The sequence below is a fragment of the Devosia beringensis genome (assembly GCF_014926585.1).
Taxonomy (GTDB): domain Bacteria; phylum Pseudomonadota; class Alphaproteobacteria; order Rhizobiales; family Devosiaceae; genus Devosia; species Devosia beringensis.
Map to the genome: position 1 here is coordinate 1,370,075 of NZ_CP045422.1, position 17,182 is coordinate 1,387,256.

Here is a 17,182-nt window from a genome sequence, read left to right on the forward strand (position 1 = left end):
CGCCTCACTTTTCCCGAAAGATCACGAAGAAATAGACGAGGGCGAAGGCGAACATGATCAGGCTCATGACGACACCAACGGCGGCGCCGGCCCCCATGCGATAGTCGACGAAGGAGGTCGTATACATCTGCGTGGCCAGCACCTGGGTATAGTCGCCAGGCCCGCCACGGGTCGCCAGCCAGACATAGACGAAGTTGTTGAAGGTCCAGATCGTGGTCAGCAGCGTGATCACCGCCAGCACGGGCTTGAGAAGCGGCAGGACGATGCGGGTCTGGATCTGGAACTCATTGGCGCCATCGATGCGGGCGGCCTCGCGCAATTCGCTCGGGATAGACTGTAGCGCCGCCAGGATGGTGATCACGACGAAGGGCAGTTCGCGCCAGATGAGCATGGTTTCGATGGCGCCCCAGACAGTGGAGGTGCGGGCGAGGAAGGGAATGCCTTGGTCGATCAGGCCAAGGCCCATCAGTGCCTGGTTGACCACGCCATAGCGTGCATCGAGCAGCCATTTCCAGGCGGCGACGGCCACCACGGGCGGCGTCACCCAGGGCACCAGGATCAGCGAGCGGACGAGCCAGCCCAGTTTCCAGCGCGAGAACACGGTGGCATTGAGCAGCAGGGCCAGACCGAGCCCCAGCGCCAGGCGCAGCACGACCGTGATGATGGTCAGCCAGAGCGTGGTGTTGATCAGCGACTGGCCGGTCGAGGGATCGGTCAGGACCTCGGCAAAGTTGGCAAAGCCGACCCATTTGCCTTCGCGCCCCAGGTCGAACAGGCTCAGTTCCTGGAAGGCCAGGGCGATATTGTAAACGGCCGGGCCGGCAAAGAAGAAGGCCAGGATGAGCATGGCCGGCAGCACCAGCAGATAGGGCTCCAGCTTCTTGCCCAGGATCTGCGCCGGCTCTTCAGCCGGCGCGCTGGTGGGAAGGACGGTCATGGAAGCACGGTTCCTCTATTGGCTCAGGACTTGCCGCGCTCGAGCAGGGCTGCCAACTCGTCCAGCACGATCTGGCTGGCCTCTTCGGGCGAACGCTGGCCCGAAAAGACGGCGCCGAATTCGCGATTGATGAGACCCGTCATGCTCGAGACGGCGATAGGCGAGGATATGTAGCGCTCGAAGGTCCGGGCCTGCGGCAGCATGTCGACATAGCCCTGCTCGTTCTCGGGGAAGTCGAGGGCATCGAGCACCGATTCCTGCGCCGGATACTGGTTGTAGGTCTTGAAGGTTTCCGGGCTCAGCAGGTAGCGCATAAAGGCCCAGGCCTGCTCGGGATGCTTGCTATTGGGATTGATGCCCAGGGCGCGGCCGCCAAGATGGGAAATGCGCATCTCGCTGCCCGCCGGGATCATGCCGGTCTCGAGCGGCAGTTCGGACTGCCCCTGCGCCGCCCGGAAGGTCTGCGGCGGGAAGAAGGTAATGGCGCAGTCGCCCCGGCCAAGCCCGCCGATCAGTTCCGGATCGCCCCAGCTGTTGACGGTGATGAGGCTTTCCGGCGCCGTGCCGGCGGTAAAGAAGCCGTTGAAATAGGTCATGGCGGCAGCGATGTCCTCGGCGCTGGCGACAATCTCCCAGGTGCCGGGGGCGGTCTCGTCAATCAGGGTCGAGCCATTGGACCACAGGTAGTAGTTGACCAGGGTCCACATGCCGCTATCGGGCGCGCTGCCGGCCGGGAAGCACAGGCCGTACTGGCCATCGCCATTGCTCAGCGCCTGCGCGGCCGTCGCCAGTTCGTCCCAGGTATCGGGCAGCGTCACCCCTGCAGCCTCGAGCAGGTCGGGACGATAGGCCATGGCGAAGGTGTCGGCCGACCAGGGCATGCCATAGATCTTGCCGTCGAGGGTTGCCAGTTCGAGGGCGAGGAAATCGTCGGTGCCGGCGCCAGGCGCCTCAGCCTCGATCAGCGGACCCAGATCGAGCAGCAGGTTGGATTTCGCCAGGTCGCGGGTCCAGACAAAGGCCATGTGCTGGATGTCGGGCCCAGCGCCGGCGGGAATTTCGCGCGCCAGCTGGGCCAGCGTGTCGCCGCCCGCCATGGTTTCCATGCGCACCTGGATATCGGGGTGGGACGTGTTCCAGGCATCGATCGCGGCCTGCAGGCCAGCGGTTTCCGTCGGCGGATCGAACTGGCGGAAAATCAGGTTGACATGGTCCTGCGCCAGGACGGGCGCCGTCAAGGCGACAAGACCGGTCGCCATCAGCGCCGCGTGGCGCCAAAGTGCATGCTTCATTTCATTCCTCCTCATAGGCCCGGAAGCCCAAACAGAACTGCTGTGGCCGTTTGCGGCCGTTTATTGTTCGAGACCTGTCTGCGATATGCGCAATTCAGCACTTGGGGCATTCGTTCTGGACAGCCACCGCATGACTAAAGCGCCGTGCGTCAGCGCAGAACCACCGCAGCTCAGCACTCTGACGGGCATTCAGACACCGGGCCGGACTGGACGTCAAATGCAAAGGTATTATACGTTATGCGTGTTTTGCATGGGAGATTGGCGTGCGGGAACTGAGGCAATTTGTGGAAGTGGCCAGTCGACGATCGATCTCCGCCGCGGCCAAGCATCTCAATATCTCGCAGCCGGCGCTGTCGCGCGCCATCCAGAAGCTGGAGGACAGCTATGGGGCGCCGCTCTTTGTGCGCAATGGCGCCGGCGTGGCTCTCAGCCCCTATGGGTCAGCCCTCTATAGCCGGGCCGTGCGCATCCTGCCGGCGCTGGACGAAGCCCGCGAGGAGATCGAGCAGCTGCAGGGCCGCGCCAAGGCGGCCATCCGCATTGCCGCCGGCGATCTATGGGGCCTCGCCATCCTGCCCGATGTGGTGCGGGACTTTGCCATGACGCATCCGCAGGTGGTGGTACAGGTCGAAATTGCCGATGAGGGGACGCGGCTGGAAGGCCTGCGCAACGGCGTCTACGACCTGGTATTCGGGACCTTTTCGGCCCGCTATGGTCCCGTCGTGCAGGTAGAATTCCAGCCACTGGTGCGCCAGGCCACCTTCATCTATTGCGACCAGGACCATCCCCTGCGGCAGCGCGAACTGGTGGGCATCGAGGAACTGCTCGCCCGCCGCTGGATCAGCCCGGGCTATGAGGACGATGCCGGACCGGGCAGCCTGGGCCGCCTGTCGCGCGATTTTGCCGTGCGCGTCGACACAATGATGAATGCGCTGCTCTTGCTGCGCCACTCGCCGTTTCTGATGTCCGCCTCGAGCGGCTTCCAGATGCTGTTCCGCAGCTTCGGCATCGAGGCGCTCGATATCGAGGATCCCGGGCAGGCAGACGATTCCGGCGTGATCTACCCCGCCCGCTCGCTCGACCGCCCGGCGGTTCGCGACTTCCTGCAACTGGCCCGGCAAACCGTGACAAAACTGCCCCTGCCCACGATTGACTAGGATATCGGCGGATCGAAGGTGCGGCCCGTAGTTCAGGACATTGCGCGAGATTGGTGCACCCGGGGAAAGATCAGGCCCCATCGACACCAGGATCTGGGTCACTTCCGGCTTTGGAGCTCCTGAACGAATTCGGCCTCGGCAAAGCCCGAGGCACCTTGCACAACGATAGCGGCAGAACCCATTCCCGAGTGCGCTGGCGGCCTCCATTGCCCGAACTCCATCGATAGGTAGCTCTGCGGTTTCTGTGCGGCTGATCTCCTTATGGCCACCCCACTTCGTTTCCCAGAAGGACAGCTAAGGGAGTCGCGCCGCTCCGTTTTCCTGCCCTGGAAAAGCCACGATCTGATCGTTCGAAAAAACCTTCAATACCAGCAGTTTAATTGGCGCATGAGTTGCCGGTAAGTTGCCGGCAACTTACAATGAGTTGCAGTTTTCGGAAAGTACGGAAGTTCGTTTCCGTTTCCGCTTTAGTAAGCGAAAGACTTGGACCCTTGCCGAGAATTTTCCGAATGTCCTGCGAACGATGGGGAACACCATGTCTGCAGTGCACTATGCGATCCTGCGTGTCGAGCGCGTGAAGTCTAATGCTGATCTCGACGGCGCCACTCGGCATGGCCGGCGTGCCGATAGCAGCACCCATTTTGACCCTGAACGGTCAGCGTTCAATATGCATTGGGCTGCGGGACGGGTAACGGGCCCAGTCGATTGGGCCGAGGCCGTCCAGGCCACTTTCGACCGTTTCGGCGTAACCCCACGAAAGAACGCGCCACTGGCAGCGGACTTTCTTGTGGCAGCATCACCGGAGTACTTCAGCCCGCTCGACGACACCGGACATTTTAACATGGAGCGGGTGATCCCGTGGGCAGAAGCGGTGCTTGCCGCATTCCACGAGCGCTATCCCCGCATGGTGGCGGCGGCAAGGTTAGATCTTGATGAAGGTAGTCCGCACATGTCCATCTGCGTGGTTCCCATCTATACGAAGGTCACCAAACGCACGTCGAAGCACGCGGTTTCCTATCGGAAGGTATTCGGCGGCGAAACCATCAGTGCGGCACGGGACAACATGATTGGCCTGCAGGATTGGTTTGCCGAAAAGATGGCACCCCTTGGGTTGACCCGTGGTGTTCCGAAGCGTGTCACTGGCCGGAGCCACGAGAGCCATCAGGAATATGCTCGTCGCCACCGTGCATCCGACGAAGCCATGGAGAGGGCCAAAGCTGATGCTGAACTTTATGCCGCCCAGTTACAGGAGCGGGTTGCCGAGTTCGACATCCGGCTGGCCGCATTGCACGCTCAGGAGGCACTTCTAAAGACGAATCTACGCAAAGCTACACAGGTGCTCCTGGACGCGACCAAATCGCATGAGTGGATCAAGGCGGCGGTTTCGACTCTGGAGGCGTACGATCCACATGCTCCGGTGGTCGCGATCCTCCATGACAAGCAGGAGGTGTTCGATAAGCACCTGCAGCGTATTTCAAGGCTTAGCGCCGATCTGGATAATATCGAACCGCCCGCAAGCTCCACTGAACACCCCTAACTCCCTCTGCGGAAATCATGCCTCGCCTTTCTGAAATTGACGTGCACATCCTAGCTGCAGCGATTGGCGCGGCCGAACCCTGGCCTAACCCTGGCCTATTGATACGGGCGGACTTCGACGACGGTCCTACCTATTCCATTTCGCCGGCCGGACGAGCTAAGCTGGGTCAATGAGGCCAGCGAGGACAACCGTTCCATTTAGAAGAGCGCTCACGATCGAGGAGTTGATCGGCGGCCAGGTACTCCACGTCCAACTCGATCATTCCGCCGAAGTGGAGCTGGCAGAGGTGCAGCTAGAAATCCATGTCCAGATTACCGATATTGAGAATCTGACTAACCGCCCAGCCATACTTAAAGCTCGGTGACGCCGGATTACCGGAGCTGAACGACGTCCTCGATGCGCTGTGTAAGCATCTGGTTGACCTCAAAATACCCGTCCCACGCTTCCCGGCCTTGCGCGCGTTCCGCAGCCGCGAAGATGTCAAAGCCGTTTGCACGATCGAGGTTGTCTAGATGTTTAGTCCCGGACTTTGCTGGAGCGAATTTCGGGTGAAGCGTTCTGGCTAGGCCTCCCTGGTCTTGCAGATGAACTCGTAGGATGTGAGGCCCTTGAGTGTCCTGAGCCGACGAGCAAAATTATAGGCCGCGACGAAGCCGGTGAGGTGTCGTGGCAGCTGGTCGTGGCTCTCGTGGAGAAAGCGTTCGACATTGGCGTCCTTGATGGTGCGGTTCATTCGCTCGACCTGGCCGTTGGTCCAAGGGTGCTTGACCTTGGTGGTCCGGTGCTCGATGTCGTTCCTGGCGCAGGTCAGTTCGAAATCGTGTGCGCGGAAAAGTTTGTTCGCCATGCGTCATGACCCTGCCAGTGCCCCCATCGTGGTGATGCTCCGCAGCCTCAAGATGCATGGCATGGCGCAGGCTGTGAGCGAGCTGCTCGAACAGGGTCCACCTGCCTTCGATACCGCCGTGCCGACCTTGTCCCAGCTGCTCAACGCCGAGCTCGCAGAGTGGGAGTTCCGGTCCGCCGTAGCTAACGCAGGTTTCTCGATACGGCGCGCTTCCATTTGTTGCAGGATCTTGTCCCGCATGGCATCGCTTAGGCCGGTGCCGACCCCGCTGCGATTGACGAACTCACTCAGGAGAACCAGGCGGCGATCATCAACTCCGGCTTGGTGCCCACGGCAGGCGCGACCTATCTGGCGCACTTCGTTGGCTCCGGTGATGCGAGCAAGGTGCTGTTGGCTAACCCCGAAGAGTTGGCTGCGAACATTGTGCAGAAGTGTTCGGTCAACGCCAATCCCACGATGTTCAAGTCCGGCCTGACTGTCGCCAATCTGCAGGACTGGGCCAACCAGAAGATGGGCGGCGGCTCACCCATCCAGTCGGGCGGGATGACCGCGCAGCATAATAACGATCAGGATATCCAGCTGTGTGTCGACGCGCTGAACGCCGAAGCGACCGCCCGCCGCGAAAAAAGGTGAAGCAGCTATCGCCAAGGAACTGTCGGCAGCGCGGGCTATTGCCACGCGCGACGGCACTGTGCTCACAGAAGCCGAGACCGCCGCCATCCGTGAAGCGGCCTGGACGATGTTCTACTCGATGCACGCCGACGAAGCGCTGCGGGCCCAGCAGGAAGTCGCCTGCGAATCCCTGGCCCAAATTGTCGGACTTGATCAGCAGCGCAAGACGCTATTGGAAGTGATCAACATAGCCCAGGCAGCTGGCGACAATTCCAAGGTCGCCGAGCTGCCCACCCACCTCACCGGGATCAATGGGCAACCCGACATGCTCATCCCCAAGGCGCTCGAATTCGCTCGCGCGCTGGGCGACGAGAAATGGTGGTCACGATGCAAAAGGTGCAGTTGAACACGGCGATGGCTGGTCAGCAGTTCAGCTTGTTTGGCCTCAGCCCCAACCAGACAAAGGGCCTGATTGGCAGCATGACCGTGCAGATGTTTGAGACCGTCTACTGGCATCGCGGCCAACACTTTCAGAAACGCGCTGCGAATTCCGAGGTCAAAATCTGCCTCAATTTTGCCTGATTTCAGGCATGCGAATTTATATAGCGCTGTCAGCAAGTTAGCGATGTGGTAAGTTCCCGGTAACTTACCGGCAACTTATGGCGACATGCAGAATCCAGAAAATGCGGAAGTGGGTTTCCTACATTTTTCAGGCCAACGGTCCTGGCGGTATAAATCGACGCTAAACGCCATAACACCTTCTCCTGTGCGGAGACTGTGCGGCGTTGGTAGCGAAAACTCGCCAAGTCATAGATTTTGTTGGTGCACCCGGAGAGATTCGAACCCCCGGCCTCTGCCTTCGGAGGGCAGCGCTCTATCCAGCTGAGCTACGGGTGCATCCGTGAAGCGGGGGATGGGCCCCCGGCTGAACGGGCGCAAACTAGCCAAAGCCGGTGATCCGCGCAACGGGGTTGGCAGGTTTTGTTTCGCCGGGCGGAAAAACCCGGATCTGGCGCTCACGGCAGGCCGGCCATTGGCAGCCGTTCCCGCCGCTTGTTTCTCTTGCAACGCGCGGTATCAGCCCCCCGCTCCTGTCCCGCCTCTTGCCGCGTCTTGCCGCCTGTCGGCCCCGGGCCAAAAGGCCATGGCGCCGGCTTTGCCATCAAGCTGCCCCGATTTGGCCCTATCGCGCCAACAGAGAAAATAGCGTAAGGCTGGGCCATGACAACGCACACCACACGATATCGGGCTCCGCTGGGGCTCGGCGCGAGCCTGGTGCTGGCCCTGCTGGTTACGGGCTGCTCGATGGCCGGCATCAAGCCGGCTCCCGGCGGAGCCAGCGCGGCGCTGGCCGCCTTTGCCGCGCCCAGCACGCCGGCAGGCCATGTGCCCAAGGCCAGTGAAGTGCCCGCGGCCGCCTCGGCCCTGGGCTATGCCGAGGGCTCGATGGACAATCTGATTGCCCACTATTCAACCCAATATGCCGTGCCCGAGGATCTGGTGCGGCGGGTGATCGTGCGCGAGAGCAATTACAATGCCGGGGCGCGCAACGGGCCCTATTACGGGCTGATGCAGATCAGCCACGCCACCGCCAGCGGCATGGGCTATCGCGGTTCGCCGTCAGGCCTGCTCGATGCGGAAACCAATCTGCGCTATGCGGTGCGCTACCTGGCCGGCGCCTATGTCACGGCCGGCGGCAATTACGATCGCTCGGTGCGCTTTTATGCCAGCGGCTATTATTACGACGCCAAGCGCGCCGGCGTGCTGGACAAGGCCGGCCTGCGCTAGCTGGCGGCCGGCGCCTGTTCGTTGAGCAGGAGCATCAGGTGGTTGGCGAGGTCGGCCTGCTGATAGGGCTTGTTGAGGCGGGGCAGGTCGATCTGTTCGCCGCTGGGCAGCTCGGAATAGCCGGTGGCCAGCACCACGGCGAGCCCTGGCCGCAGCTGGCGCGCCTGGGTCGCCAGCTCCACCCCGTTCATGCCCGGCATGGCATAGTCGGTGATCAGCAGGTCGATGGGCCGGTCGCTGGCGAGAATTTTCAGCGCCTCGGCGCCGGAATAGGCCTCGATGGCCGTATGGCCGAGCTGTTCGAGCATGTCGACAGCGTTCATGTTGATCAGCGCATCGTCATCGACCACCAGAATTGTGGCGGCCCTGCTGGCGGGACTGTTCATCGGCAAACCCTCTGGCGGCACTACAAGTATTGGGCAGCGCTTAGCGCGCAATAACGGCCCAATTACGATATCATGCACGGCGCAGGCCGTCCTCACGACAACCATTGCCCCCACAACGCGGCAGCTTGTGCCCGGGTTCCCGCCAGCGAGGTCTTTTGGCCAGCGGCAAACTGGCCTAAAGTCGGCGTCCATCATCCGCTTGGAATCGCCCCTCATGCATCTGCTGCTCGTCGACGGCTCGGCCTATATCTTCCGCGCCTTCCATGCCCTGCCCCAGCTCAACCGCAAGTCGGACGGGCTGCCCGTGGGCTGCGTGCAGGGCTTCTGCAACATGCTCTACAAGCTCACCGAAGATCTCAAGGGCGACGACGCGCCCACCCATATGGCGGTGATCTTCGATCATTCCGGCAAGACCTTCCGCGACGATTTCTATCCCGACTACAAGGCACAACGCCCACCGGCACCGGTGGAGCTGGTGCCGCAGTTCCCGCTGACCCGCGCCGCCACCCGCGCCTTTTCCATTCCTTCCATCGAAATGGAGGGCTGGGAGGCCGATGATATCATCGCCACCTATGCAGTGATGGCGCGCAAGGCCGGCGGCAAGGCCACCATTGTCTCCTCCGACAAGGACATGATGCAGCTGATCGAGCCCGATGGCAGTATCCGCATGCTCGACACCATTCCGCGCCCCGGCCAGCCGCCTCTGCGCTGGATCGGTATGGATGAGGTCTTCACCAAGTTCGGCGTCACGCCGGACAAGGTCATCGAGGTGCAGGCGCTGTGCGGCGACAGCGTCGACAATGTGCCCGGCGTGCCCGGCATCGGCGTCAAGACGGCGGCCGAGCTGATCAATCAGTATGGCTCGGTGGAAAACCTCCTCGCCCATGCCGACGAGATCAAGCAGAACGCCCGCCGCGAAAAGCTCAAGGCCAATGCCGAGCTGGCGCTGGTCTCCAAGCGCCTCGTGACGCTGAGCCAGGACGTGCCGGTCGAGCTCGATCTCGGCGCCCTGCTGCGCCAGCCCATGGAGCCGGGCAACCTCTTCCCCTTTCTCAAGGCGATGGAGTTCGCCACCATCACCAAGCGCCTGGCCGGCCTGCTCGATGCCAATCCCGATGATTTCCCGGCCGATCCGGCCCATGCCGCCAAGACGGCGCCGGGCGCGGTGGGCTTTGACAATGCCGCCCGCGCAGAAAGCCGCGCCGCCCGGCACGAGGCCTCGGGCCGGTCCAATGCCGCCCCGGTGGCCCATGCCGCGGCCGAGCATGCCCGCATCCGCGCCATTGCCTTCAGACACGAGGATTACGAGATCATCCGCGATGCCACCGCTTTGCAGCGCTGGATCGACGCCATCGAGATGACCGGCTTTGTCGCCACCGATACCGAGACCACCGGGCTCGACAACCAGACGGCGGACCTCGTCGGTCTCAGTTTTTCCATCGCCCCGGGCACAGGCGCCTATCTACCGCTCGGCCACATTGAGGGCGCGGCCGATATCTTTGGCGGCGGCGGCCCCTCCGAGGGCCAGATGGATATCCGGCTGGCGCTGGATATGCTCAAGCCGCTCTTTGCCGATCCGTCGATCCTGAAAATCTTCCACAATGGCAAATATGACCTCGGGATGCTGGCGCGCTATGACGTGCCGGTCAGGTCCATCGATGACACGCTGCTGCTGAGCTATGCGCTGGACGGGCCGCAGTTCAACACCATGGGCGAGCTGGGCGAGCACTGGCTGGGCTTTGCCGGCCAGTCGATCCGCGAGCTGCTCGGCTCGGGCAAGAGCCAGCGCACTTTTGCCCAGGTGCCGATTGCCGAGGCGGCTCGCTATGCCGCCGAGGATGCCGACATGACCATGCGGCTCTGGCAGGTGCTGAAACCCCGCCTCGTCGCGGAAAACATGACGGCGCTCTACGAAACCATCGAGCGGCCTTTGGCGCCAGTCCTCGCCCGGATGGAGGCGCGCGGCGTCAATGTGGACCGCTCCATCCTCAGCCGACTCTCGGGTGAGTTCGCCCAGCGCGCCGCCGGGTTTGAGGCCGAGGCCTATGAGCTGGCCGGGCAGAGTTTCAACCTCGGCTCGCCCAAGCAGCTGGGCGAAATCCTCTTTGACAAGATGGGGCTCGAGGGCGGCACCAAGACCAAGACCGGCGCCTGGGCCACCGGCGCCGATGTGCTCGAAGACCTGGCGCTCAAGGGCGTGCCGCTGGCGCGCACCATTGTCGACTGGCGCCAGCTCAACAAGCTGCGCAGCACCTATACCGATGCCCTGCCCGTCTATATCAATGCCCGCACCGGGCGCGTCCACACCACCTATTCCCAGCATTCGGTGCTGACCGGGCGCCTCAGCTCGAATGATCCGAACCTGCAGAACATTCCCGTCCGCACCGAAGATGGGCGCAAGATCCGTTCGGCCTTTGTTGCCGCGCCCGGAAAAATCCTGGTCTCAGCCGATTACAGCCAGATTGAGCTGCGCGTGCTGGCCCATATCGCCGATATCCAGGCGCTCAAGGACGCCTTCGAGGAGGGCCTCGACATCCACGCCATGACGGCATCAGAAATGTTCGGCGTGCCGGTCGAAGGCATGCCCAGCGATGTGCGCCGCCGCGCCAAGGCGATCAATTTCGGCATCATCTATGGCATTTCCGCCTTTGGCCTCGCCAATCAGCTGGGCATCGGCCGCGGCGAGGCGGGCGACTATATCAAGACCTATTTCGAGCGCTTCCCCGGCATTGCCGACTACATGGCCGAGCAGCGTCGCAAGGTGAAGGAAGACGGCCATGTGACGACCCTGTTCGGTCGCCGCATCAACTTCCCCAATGCCAAGTCGCACAATCCAAGCGAACGCGCCTTTGTCGAGCGCGCCTCCATCAACGCCCCCATCCAAGGCTCAGCCGCCGACATCATCCGCCGCGCCATGATCCGCATGGAGCCGGAACTGAAAAAGGCCGGCATCGAGGCCGACATGCTCTTGCAGGTCCATGACGAACTGATCTTCGAAGTGCCGCTGGGGACGGAGAATGACGCGATTCCCGTGATCAAGCGGGTGATGGAAGGCGCCGCCGAACCCGCCGTGCGCCTGACCGTGCCGATCCAGGTCGATGCGCATGCGGCGGGGAACTGGGACGAGGCGCACTAAGGAGGGGGACGCGTTCGGCGAGATCGCTCCAGTGAAGCGATTTCAGGGTGCTAGGCCATGAGAGCTAAGCTCGAATGGCCCAGACGTGTCGCATACGCGATCTGCACCTCCCCATCGACGGGGGAGGTTGGGAGGGGGTGTCGTTTAGCCCAGATATCTAGGCTAAACCTGCCCCGCCATTGATCTTCTCAGATAGGAGAGTGTCGTCTGATGCAATGGGGACGCCACAATGCCGATTGAAGAAATCCCCCTCGCCGGTGGCGGCCGCACCGCTGTTTCCCGCATTGGCGACGTCGTCCACCGGCAAACCGGCTCCTGGGCCAAATCCGTCCATGCCCTGCTGCACCATCTCGAGGCCGAGGGCTTTGCCGGCGCGCCACGCGTTATCGGCAGCGGCTTTGACGCAGAGGGACGCGAGACCCTGAGCTTTATCGAGGGCACCTCGCCCCATCCCGGTCCCTGGCCCGAAGAGGCGCTGTTCAGTCTCGGCCGCATGCTGGCCGATTTCCACCGCGCCAGCGCCAGCTTCGCGCCACCCACAGACGCCACCTGGCGCCCTTGGTTCGGCCGCGATCTCGGAGATGGTCCCCGCATCATCGGCCATGGCGATCTCGGCGATTGGAACATCATCGCCCGCGACGACCAGCCGGTGGGTTTCATCGATTGGGAACAGGCCGGTCCCGTCGATCCCCTGGTCGAGCTAGCTCAGCTTTGCTGGCTTAACGCGCATCTGTTCGACGATGACTTGATGGAGCGCCTGTCTCTCCCATCCCTCGCCACCCGCGCGCGATACCTCCGCATCATCGTGGACGGCTATGGCCTCTCCGCACAGGAACGCGCAAGGCTAGTCCCTACCATGATCGACCTAGCCATCGCCGATGCGGCCAATGAAGCAAAACAGGCCGTGCTTACGCCCGACAGCACCGGCCCTGTCGACGCACTATGGGCGATGGCCTGGTGGGCGAGGAGCGCGGCCTGGATGGGGCGGAACAGGGCGGAGTTGGAGGCGGCGGCGGGCTAGACTAGATAGCTTTCGATGACTGACCTCAAAGGCCTGCGCAGCCTGGTTGGGGTCAAAGACATCAAATCCCAGCACGCGAAGAAACGGCATGACGATGGCATTTTTCGTCGCCTCTGCAGTCTGTGCGACTGCCTGCGCGCCAATGGCCCACTTCGCCAAATCGGCGACATCTTCCTTGAATGACCATGGAGCCCCCTACTAATATTTGAAGCGCAGGGTCTCTTAAAACAGATGTAAACGATCCACTAACGTCTGTTTTGCGCTTAGGAGGGTCCTGCGCCCGCAGTTTGCCCATCACTCACCCTTGTGGGGAGGGAAGCGAGGCAGGGCTTGGCCTGCCAAGTCCGTCGTCGAGCAGGCTGGGGTTTGCCTCCGCGGGTACCACGCCTGTGACACCCCACCCTTGATCTCTCCCCCTAGGGCGGAGTGAGACGACTGCGGTATCGTGGTCTCATCTTCCTCAATTCCCAAAGATTGCGCTCGATCAACACCCGCCCTCTTCTCCAGCGCTAATCTCCTCCCACACCACCGGGAGACCACGACATGCGCAGCTATACGCTTTCCGCCCACCGCGATGACGCCCAGGGCAGCGTGGCCGGGGTGCGCGAGGCGCTGGTGGTGCTCGACACCTCGCTGGCCGGGCGAGCAGATGCGCTCAATCCGGTGGAGCTGCTGCTGGCAAGTCTCGCCGCCTGCATGATCAAGGGGATGGAGCGCTCGGCGCCGCTGCTCAAATTCGAGTTTAGTGGGGTGACGGTGAACATGGTCGCTGAGCGGCAGGAGGCGCCACCGCGGATCAGCGCCATCACCTATGTGCTCACTGTCGTTACCAGCGAGAGTGACCATCGGCTCGAGCTGCTGCACACCAATGTGCGCAAATATGGCACCATTTCCAACACGCTGGCGCAGAGCGTGGCCCTGCTGGGTACGGTGGTGCGCGGCTGAGGACCGCAATCGCGCTAGCGCATGGCCGCGGCGGCCAGATGCAGCCGTTCGGCGCTGACCGCGGTCCAGCGCGCCACGGCGCCCTGCGCCTGCGCCTGGCTGCGGACATAGGCCTCGATGCGGGCCTGGCCGATCTCATCGAGCAGGTGGCGGCAGGGTTTCCACATTACCCAGTTGGGATTGACGGCCCGCATATGCAGCCGGTCATTGACGATGTCGAAATGGATATTGGCCGAGCGCGCCAGATCGAGGAATTCGGCGACAAGCTCGTCGGGCATGGTCTGGCTTGAGATGGCGTTGGGGATGGACATGGCATTGCCTCGCATTTGAGACAAATCCAATGCATCGGCCGGATGGTTCGATCCCTGGCGGTGCCGGCATGGTTAAGGCGGGGTTAACCGGCGTGCCAAAGCGGGACAGCCGGCGCCGCGCGCGCGGAGCGGGCCGGTGGCGGGAACGCGATGGCGCTTTTGCCCGTTGCCTTGCCAACAAGGAGTGCCCCCATGCCTGACAACAAGTTCGAAACCCTGGCCCGCGGCGGCTATATGGCGCGCGGCGTGGTCTATGGGATGCTGGGCGGGCTGGCTTTGGCCTCGGCGCTCTGGGGCGGCAGCGATGCCGAGGGCTCATCGGACGCCCTGTCGAGCCTGCTCGGCCTGCCCTTCGGGCGGATATTGCTGGGGCTGGTCGCCGTGGGGCTGTTCGGCTATGTGGCGTGGAAGCTGGCGCAGGGTCTGCTCAATGCCGACAATCGACCCGACAATATCAAGGGTTTTGGCCCGCGGGTCGGCCAGCTGATCAGCGCCGGCGGCAATCTTTTCCTCGCCCTCAGTGCCGCGCGGCTGGCGCTGCGCATGGGCGGCGGCGGGGAGGGTGGCAGCGGCGAGGAGGAAGCTTCGGCCTGGCTGCTGCAGCAGCCCTTCGGCGTGTGGCTACTCGGCCTTGTCGGTCTGGGAGTGATCGCCGCGGGGGTCACGCAGATCTGGTATGGCGCCAGCCATGGCTACCGCAAGCGGCTGTCGCTGCCGGGCGGCCATGCCGGCTGGATGGACAAGATCTGCATCTTTGGCCTGGGCGCGCGGGGGCTGGTCTTTGCCATTGTCGGCGGCTTTCTGGTCTATGCCGCCTTTTCCGTCTCGCCCGAACAGGCCGGCGGCACCGCCGAGGCGCTCGACTATGTGCACGCCCTGCCCTTCGGCCGCTGGCTTTACGGCACTATCGCCCTCGGTCTGGTCGCCTTTGGCGCCTATTCCGTCATCCAGGGGCTTTATCGCCATGTCGACGCCCCCGACATGGGCGACGTCCGCGCCGCCGCCCGGATCTAGTTGCGGGTACGCAGCCCATCGATGGCCATGGCCAGCACGCGCAGGCGCTGATCGGCATCGCTGAAGGTGACGCCGGCGACGCCCGAGATCAGCCGCATGATGTCCTGGCAGCTGGCATCGGCCCGGAGCTGGCCGGCGGCAATGGCGCGGTCAAACAGAGGCTGAGCGGCGTCATAGAAGGCGCGGCGGCACGATTGCAGCGCCGGCGATTCGTTGTTGATGGCGCTGATCAGTACGCTCTTGGTGGCGGCGTAATCGATATAGCGCCACAGCCAGGATTCGAACGCCTCCCAGGGCGGCAATCCCGCCACGGCGTCTGCGGCGCGCACTAGTTCATCAATGCCATCGAGATAGACCGCCTCGATCAGCGCCTCGCGGGTCGGGAAATTGCGGTAGAGCGTGCCGATGCCAACCCCGGCGCGCCGGGCGATTTCCTCGAGCGCGGCGCTTGTGCCCTGTTCGGTGAACGTGGCCCGGGCAGAAGTCAGCAGGGCATCAAAATTGCGCCGCGCGTCGGCCCGGCCGGGGCGTCTGATCAGGCTGTCGGTGCTGTCCACCACTGCGGACATGAGCGATCTCCAAAAAATGCACTTGCAAGCGGAGGGTGCCTCCGCTATTAAACGGAGGTCATCTCCGCATAACGCTTGCTCCCATTATATCGGAGCCTGCCTCCGCATAGTCAAGCGTTCAGCACAAGGCATTTTCCCATGACCTCTCCCTTGCGCAGCCCCTCGGCTGCTGTCTTTCCCGTCCTTGCCATCAATATTGGCGCCTTTGCCCTGCTGCAGTCGCTGCTGGTGCCGGTCTGCCCACCATCCAGCGCGATCTGGGCACCACGCCCTCGGTCGTCACCTGGACGCTGACCGCCTGGCTGCTCACCGCCGCCGTCGCCACCCCCATCCTGGGCAAGGTGGGCGACATGATCGGCAAGCGCCGCACCATCATGATTTCGCTGTTCGCCGCCGCTTTGGGCAGCCTGATCGCCACTTTCGCCCCCAATATCGAGCTGGTGATTGCCGGCCGCGTCGTGCAGGGCCTCGCCGCCGGCATTTTCCCGCTCACCTATGGCATTATCCGCGACGAATTCCCCGCCGCCAAACTGCCTGGCATGATCGGGGCGGTCTCCGCCATCATCGCCATCGGCAGTGGCCTGGGCACGGTGCTGGCCGGGCCGATCGACGCGCTGTTCGGCTGGCGCGCTTTGTTCTGGATCCCCATGCTGGTCTTCCTGGGCGGCGCGGCCGCCACCCGGCTGGTGGTGCCGGAATCGGAAGTGCGCAATGGCGGCACCATCAACTGGCTGGCCGCCACGCTGATGGCCGGCTGGCTGGTGGCGCTGCTGCTGCCGCTCAGCTTTGGCACGCAGTGGGGCTGGACCTCGCTCACCGTGATCGGCCTTGGCCTCGCCGCCATTGTGCTGTTTGCCAGTTGGGTCATGGTGGAGACGCGCTCCAGCAATCCCCTGATCGACATGAAGCTGATGCGCCTGACCCCGATCTGGACCAATAACCTCGCCTCGCTGCTGTTCGGCGCCGCGATGTTCGGCGTCTTCGCCTTCCTGCCGCAGCTGGCGCAGATGCCCGCCACGGCCGGGTTCGGCTTTGGCGCCAGCGTGACGCAGTCCGGCTTCCTGATCCTGCCCATGACCCTGGCCATGGCGGCCGCCGGTTTCCTCAGCGGCCGCGTTTCGGCAATGATCGGCGCCAAATACCAGCTGGTTGGATCAGCGGCGGCCGTGGCGCTGGCCAGCGTCGCCCTGGCGCTGCTGCATGACAGCCAGATCGAAATCATGCTGGCGGGTGGCCTGTTCGGCATCGGCCTGGGGTTTGGCGTAGCGGCCACGGCCAGCCTCATCGTGCTGACGGCCCCAGCCGGCCAGATCGGCGTGGCCAGCGGCATGAATTCGAACCTGCGCACCATCGGTGGCTCGATCGGCGCGGCGCTGATGAGCGCCCTGGTGACGGGCAATCTGCAGGCCAATGGCCTGCCTGCCGAAGCCGGCTTCACCGAGGGCTTTCTCGCCATGGGCGGCCTGGCCGCCATTGCCATCCTGGTGGCGCTGCTGGTGCCCGACCATCGCCCGGCAGCGGCGCCGGTAGCCGTTGCAGGCCTTGCCAGCGCCAAAGCCTAGCGCGTCGCGAGGGCGGCACTGGCCAAAAGCCGGCGCTGCCCTTGCAAGCGGGGGCCCGGATCGCCATT

General features: G+C 63.3%; 17 protein-coding genes, 1 tRNA gene and 2 pseudogenes. 13 read left to right on the forward strand and 7 right to left on the reverse strand.

Annotated elements, in window-relative coordinates; translation table 11 throughout:
• Positions 1-4: 4 nt before the first annotated feature.
• Together GDR53_RS06625 and GDR53_RS06630 are read right to left on the reverse strand one after the other, a co-directional pair.
• On the reverse strand, positions 5-937 hold the full coding sequence (locus GDR53_RS06625; protein ID WP_193337281.1) for a carbohydrate ABC transporter permease: 933 nt from the start codon (positions 935-937) through the stop codon (positions 5-7).
• Between the two features lie 23 nt (positions 938-960).
• Positions 961-2,229 carry an ABC transporter substrate-binding protein gene (locus GDR53_RS06630; RefSeq protein WP_193337282.1) on the reverse strand — a complete coding sequence of 423 codons (1,269 nt, stop codon included), beginning with the start codon at positions 2,227-2,229 and terminating at the stop codon, positions 961-963.
• A gap of 263 nt (positions 2,230-2,492) precedes the next feature.
• Here GDR53_RS06630 and GDR53_RS06635 point away from each other — a divergent pair, with 263 nt between their 5' ends.
• Positions 2,493-3,386, forward strand: a complete 894-nt coding sequence (locus tag GDR53_RS06635; RefSeq protein ID WP_193337283.1) for a LysR family transcriptional regulator — start codon at positions 2,493-2,495, stop codon at positions 3,384-3,386.
• A gap of 535 nt (positions 3,387-3,921) precedes the next feature.
• Complete coding sequence (locus tag GDR53_RS06640; protein WP_193337284.1) at positions 3,922-4,923, forward strand: plasmid recombination protein; 1,002 nt, start codon at positions 3,922-3,924, stop codon at positions 4,921-4,923.
• A 562-nt stretch (positions 4,924-5,485) separates the two neighbouring features.
• Here the strand turns inward: GDR53_RS06640 and GDR53_RS06645 are convergent.
• A pseudogene (locus GDR53_RS06645) lies at positions 5,486-5,746 on the reverse strand (integrase core domain-containing protein); the annotation flags it as partial.
• A gap of 22 nt (positions 5,747-5,768) precedes the next feature.
• On the opposite strand from GDR53_RS06645, the pseudogene GDR53_RS19680 reads away from it, so the two are divergent.
• The 4 genes and pseudogenes from GDR53_RS19680 to GDR53_RS06660 form a co-directional block, all read left to right on the forward strand.
• Positions 5,769-5,945, forward strand: a pseudogene (locus GDR53_RS19680) (ATP-binding protein); the annotation flags it as partial.
• A gap of 146 nt (positions 5,946-6,091) precedes the next feature.
• On the forward strand, positions 6,092-6,403 hold the full coding sequence (locus GDR53_RS06650; RefSeq protein WP_193337285.1) for a hypothetical protein: 312 nt from the start codon (positions 6,092-6,094) through the stop codon (positions 6,401-6,403).
• A gap of 58 nt (positions 6,404-6,461) precedes the next feature.
• Positions 6,462-6,788 carry a hypothetical protein gene (locus GDR53_RS06655; RefSeq protein WP_193337286.1) on the forward strand — a complete coding sequence of 109 codons (327 nt, stop codon included), beginning with the start codon at positions 6,462-6,464 and terminating at the stop codon, positions 6,786-6,788.
• Positions 6,770-6,964 carry a hypothetical protein gene (locus GDR53_RS06660; RefSeq protein ID WP_193337287.1) on the forward strand — a complete coding sequence of 65 codons (195 nt, stop codon included), beginning with the start codon at positions 6,770-6,772 and terminating at the stop codon, positions 6,962-6,964. Before GDR53_RS06655 ends, GDR53_RS06660 begins: the two co-directional genes overlap by 19 nt.
• Positions 6,965-7,202: 238 nt before the next feature.
• On the opposite strand, the gene GDR53_RS06665 is transcribed toward GDR53_RS06660, so the two are convergent.
• Positions 7,203-7,279 (reverse strand) — tRNA-Arg (locus GDR53_RS06665).
• A gap of 324 nt (positions 7,280-7,603) precedes the next feature.
• On the opposite strand from GDR53_RS06665, the gene GDR53_RS06670 reads away from it, so the two are divergent.
• Positions 7,604-8,170 (forward strand): transglycosylase SLT domain-containing protein, encoded by a 567-nt coding sequence (locus GDR53_RS06670; protein WP_193337288.1) that lies wholly within the window; start codon positions 7,604-7,606, stop codon positions 8,168-8,170.
• On the opposite strand, the gene GDR53_RS19735 is transcribed toward GDR53_RS06670, so the two are convergent.
• Complete coding sequence (locus tag GDR53_RS19735; protein ID WP_408639788.1) at positions 8,167-8,556, reverse strand: response regulator; 390 nt, start codon at positions 8,554-8,556, stop codon at positions 8,167-8,169. The genes GDR53_RS06670 and GDR53_RS19735 overlap by 4 nt on opposite strands.
• A 214-nt stretch (positions 8,557-8,770) precedes the next feature.
• Between GDR53_RS19735 and polA the strand changes: the two genes are divergently transcribed.
• The 4 genes from polA to GDR53_RS06695 all read left to right on the forward strand — a co-directional run bounded on the left by polA (position 8,771) and on the right by GDR53_RS06695 (position 13,658).
• Positions 8,771-11,692 (forward strand): DNA polymerase I, encoded by a 2,922-nt coding sequence (gene polA, locus GDR53_RS06680; RefSeq protein WP_193337290.1) that lies wholly within the window; start codon positions 8,771-8,773, stop codon positions 11,690-11,692.
• Between the two features lie 229 nt (positions 11,693-11,921).
• Complete coding sequence (locus tag GDR53_RS06685) at positions 11,922-12,713, forward strand: phosphotransferase (protein ID WP_193337291.1); 792 nt, start codon at positions 11,922-11,924, stop codon at positions 12,711-12,713.
• 15 nt (positions 12,714-12,728) lie between these two features.
• Positions 12,729-12,896 (forward strand): hypothetical protein, encoded by a 168-nt coding sequence (locus GDR53_RS06690; RefSeq protein WP_193337292.1) that lies wholly within the window; start codon positions 12,729-12,731, stop codon positions 12,894-12,896.
• A gap of 360 nt (positions 12,897-13,256) precedes the next feature.
• On the forward strand, positions 13,257-13,658 hold the full coding sequence (locus GDR53_RS06695; protein ID WP_193337293.1) for an OsmC family protein: 402 nt from the start codon (positions 13,257-13,259) through the stop codon (positions 13,656-13,658).
• A gap of 14 nt (positions 13,659-13,672) precedes the next feature.
• On the opposite strand, the gene GDR53_RS06700 is transcribed toward GDR53_RS06695, so the two are convergent.
• On the reverse strand, positions 13,673-13,969 hold the full coding sequence (locus tag GDR53_RS06700; protein WP_193337294.1) for a hypothetical protein: 297 nt from the start codon (positions 13,967-13,969) through the stop codon (positions 13,673-13,675).
• A 192-nt stretch (positions 13,970-14,161) separates the two neighbouring features.
• On the opposite strand from GDR53_RS06700, the gene GDR53_RS06705 reads away from it, so the two are divergent.
• Entirely contained in the window at positions 14,162-14,983 is an 822-nt protein-coding gene (locus GDR53_RS06705) for a DUF1206 domain-containing protein (protein WP_193337295.1), read from the forward strand.
• Here GDR53_RS06705 and GDR53_RS06710 read toward each other — a convergent pair.
• Positions 14,980-15,552, reverse strand: a complete 573-nt coding sequence (locus tag GDR53_RS06710) for a TetR/AcrR family transcriptional regulator (RefSeq protein WP_193337296.1) — start codon at positions 15,550-15,552, stop codon at positions 14,980-14,982. The genes GDR53_RS06705 and GDR53_RS06710 overlap by 4 nt on opposite strands.
• A gap of 257 nt (positions 15,553-15,809) precedes the next feature.
• Here GDR53_RS06710 and GDR53_RS06715 point away from each other — a divergent pair, with 257 nt between their 5' ends.
• Positions 15,810-17,114, forward strand: a complete 1,305-nt coding sequence (locus tag GDR53_RS06715; RefSeq protein ID WP_232846796.1) for an MFS transporter — start codon at positions 15,810-15,812, stop codon at positions 17,112-17,114.
• Positions 17,115-17,182: the final 68 nt, after the last annotated feature.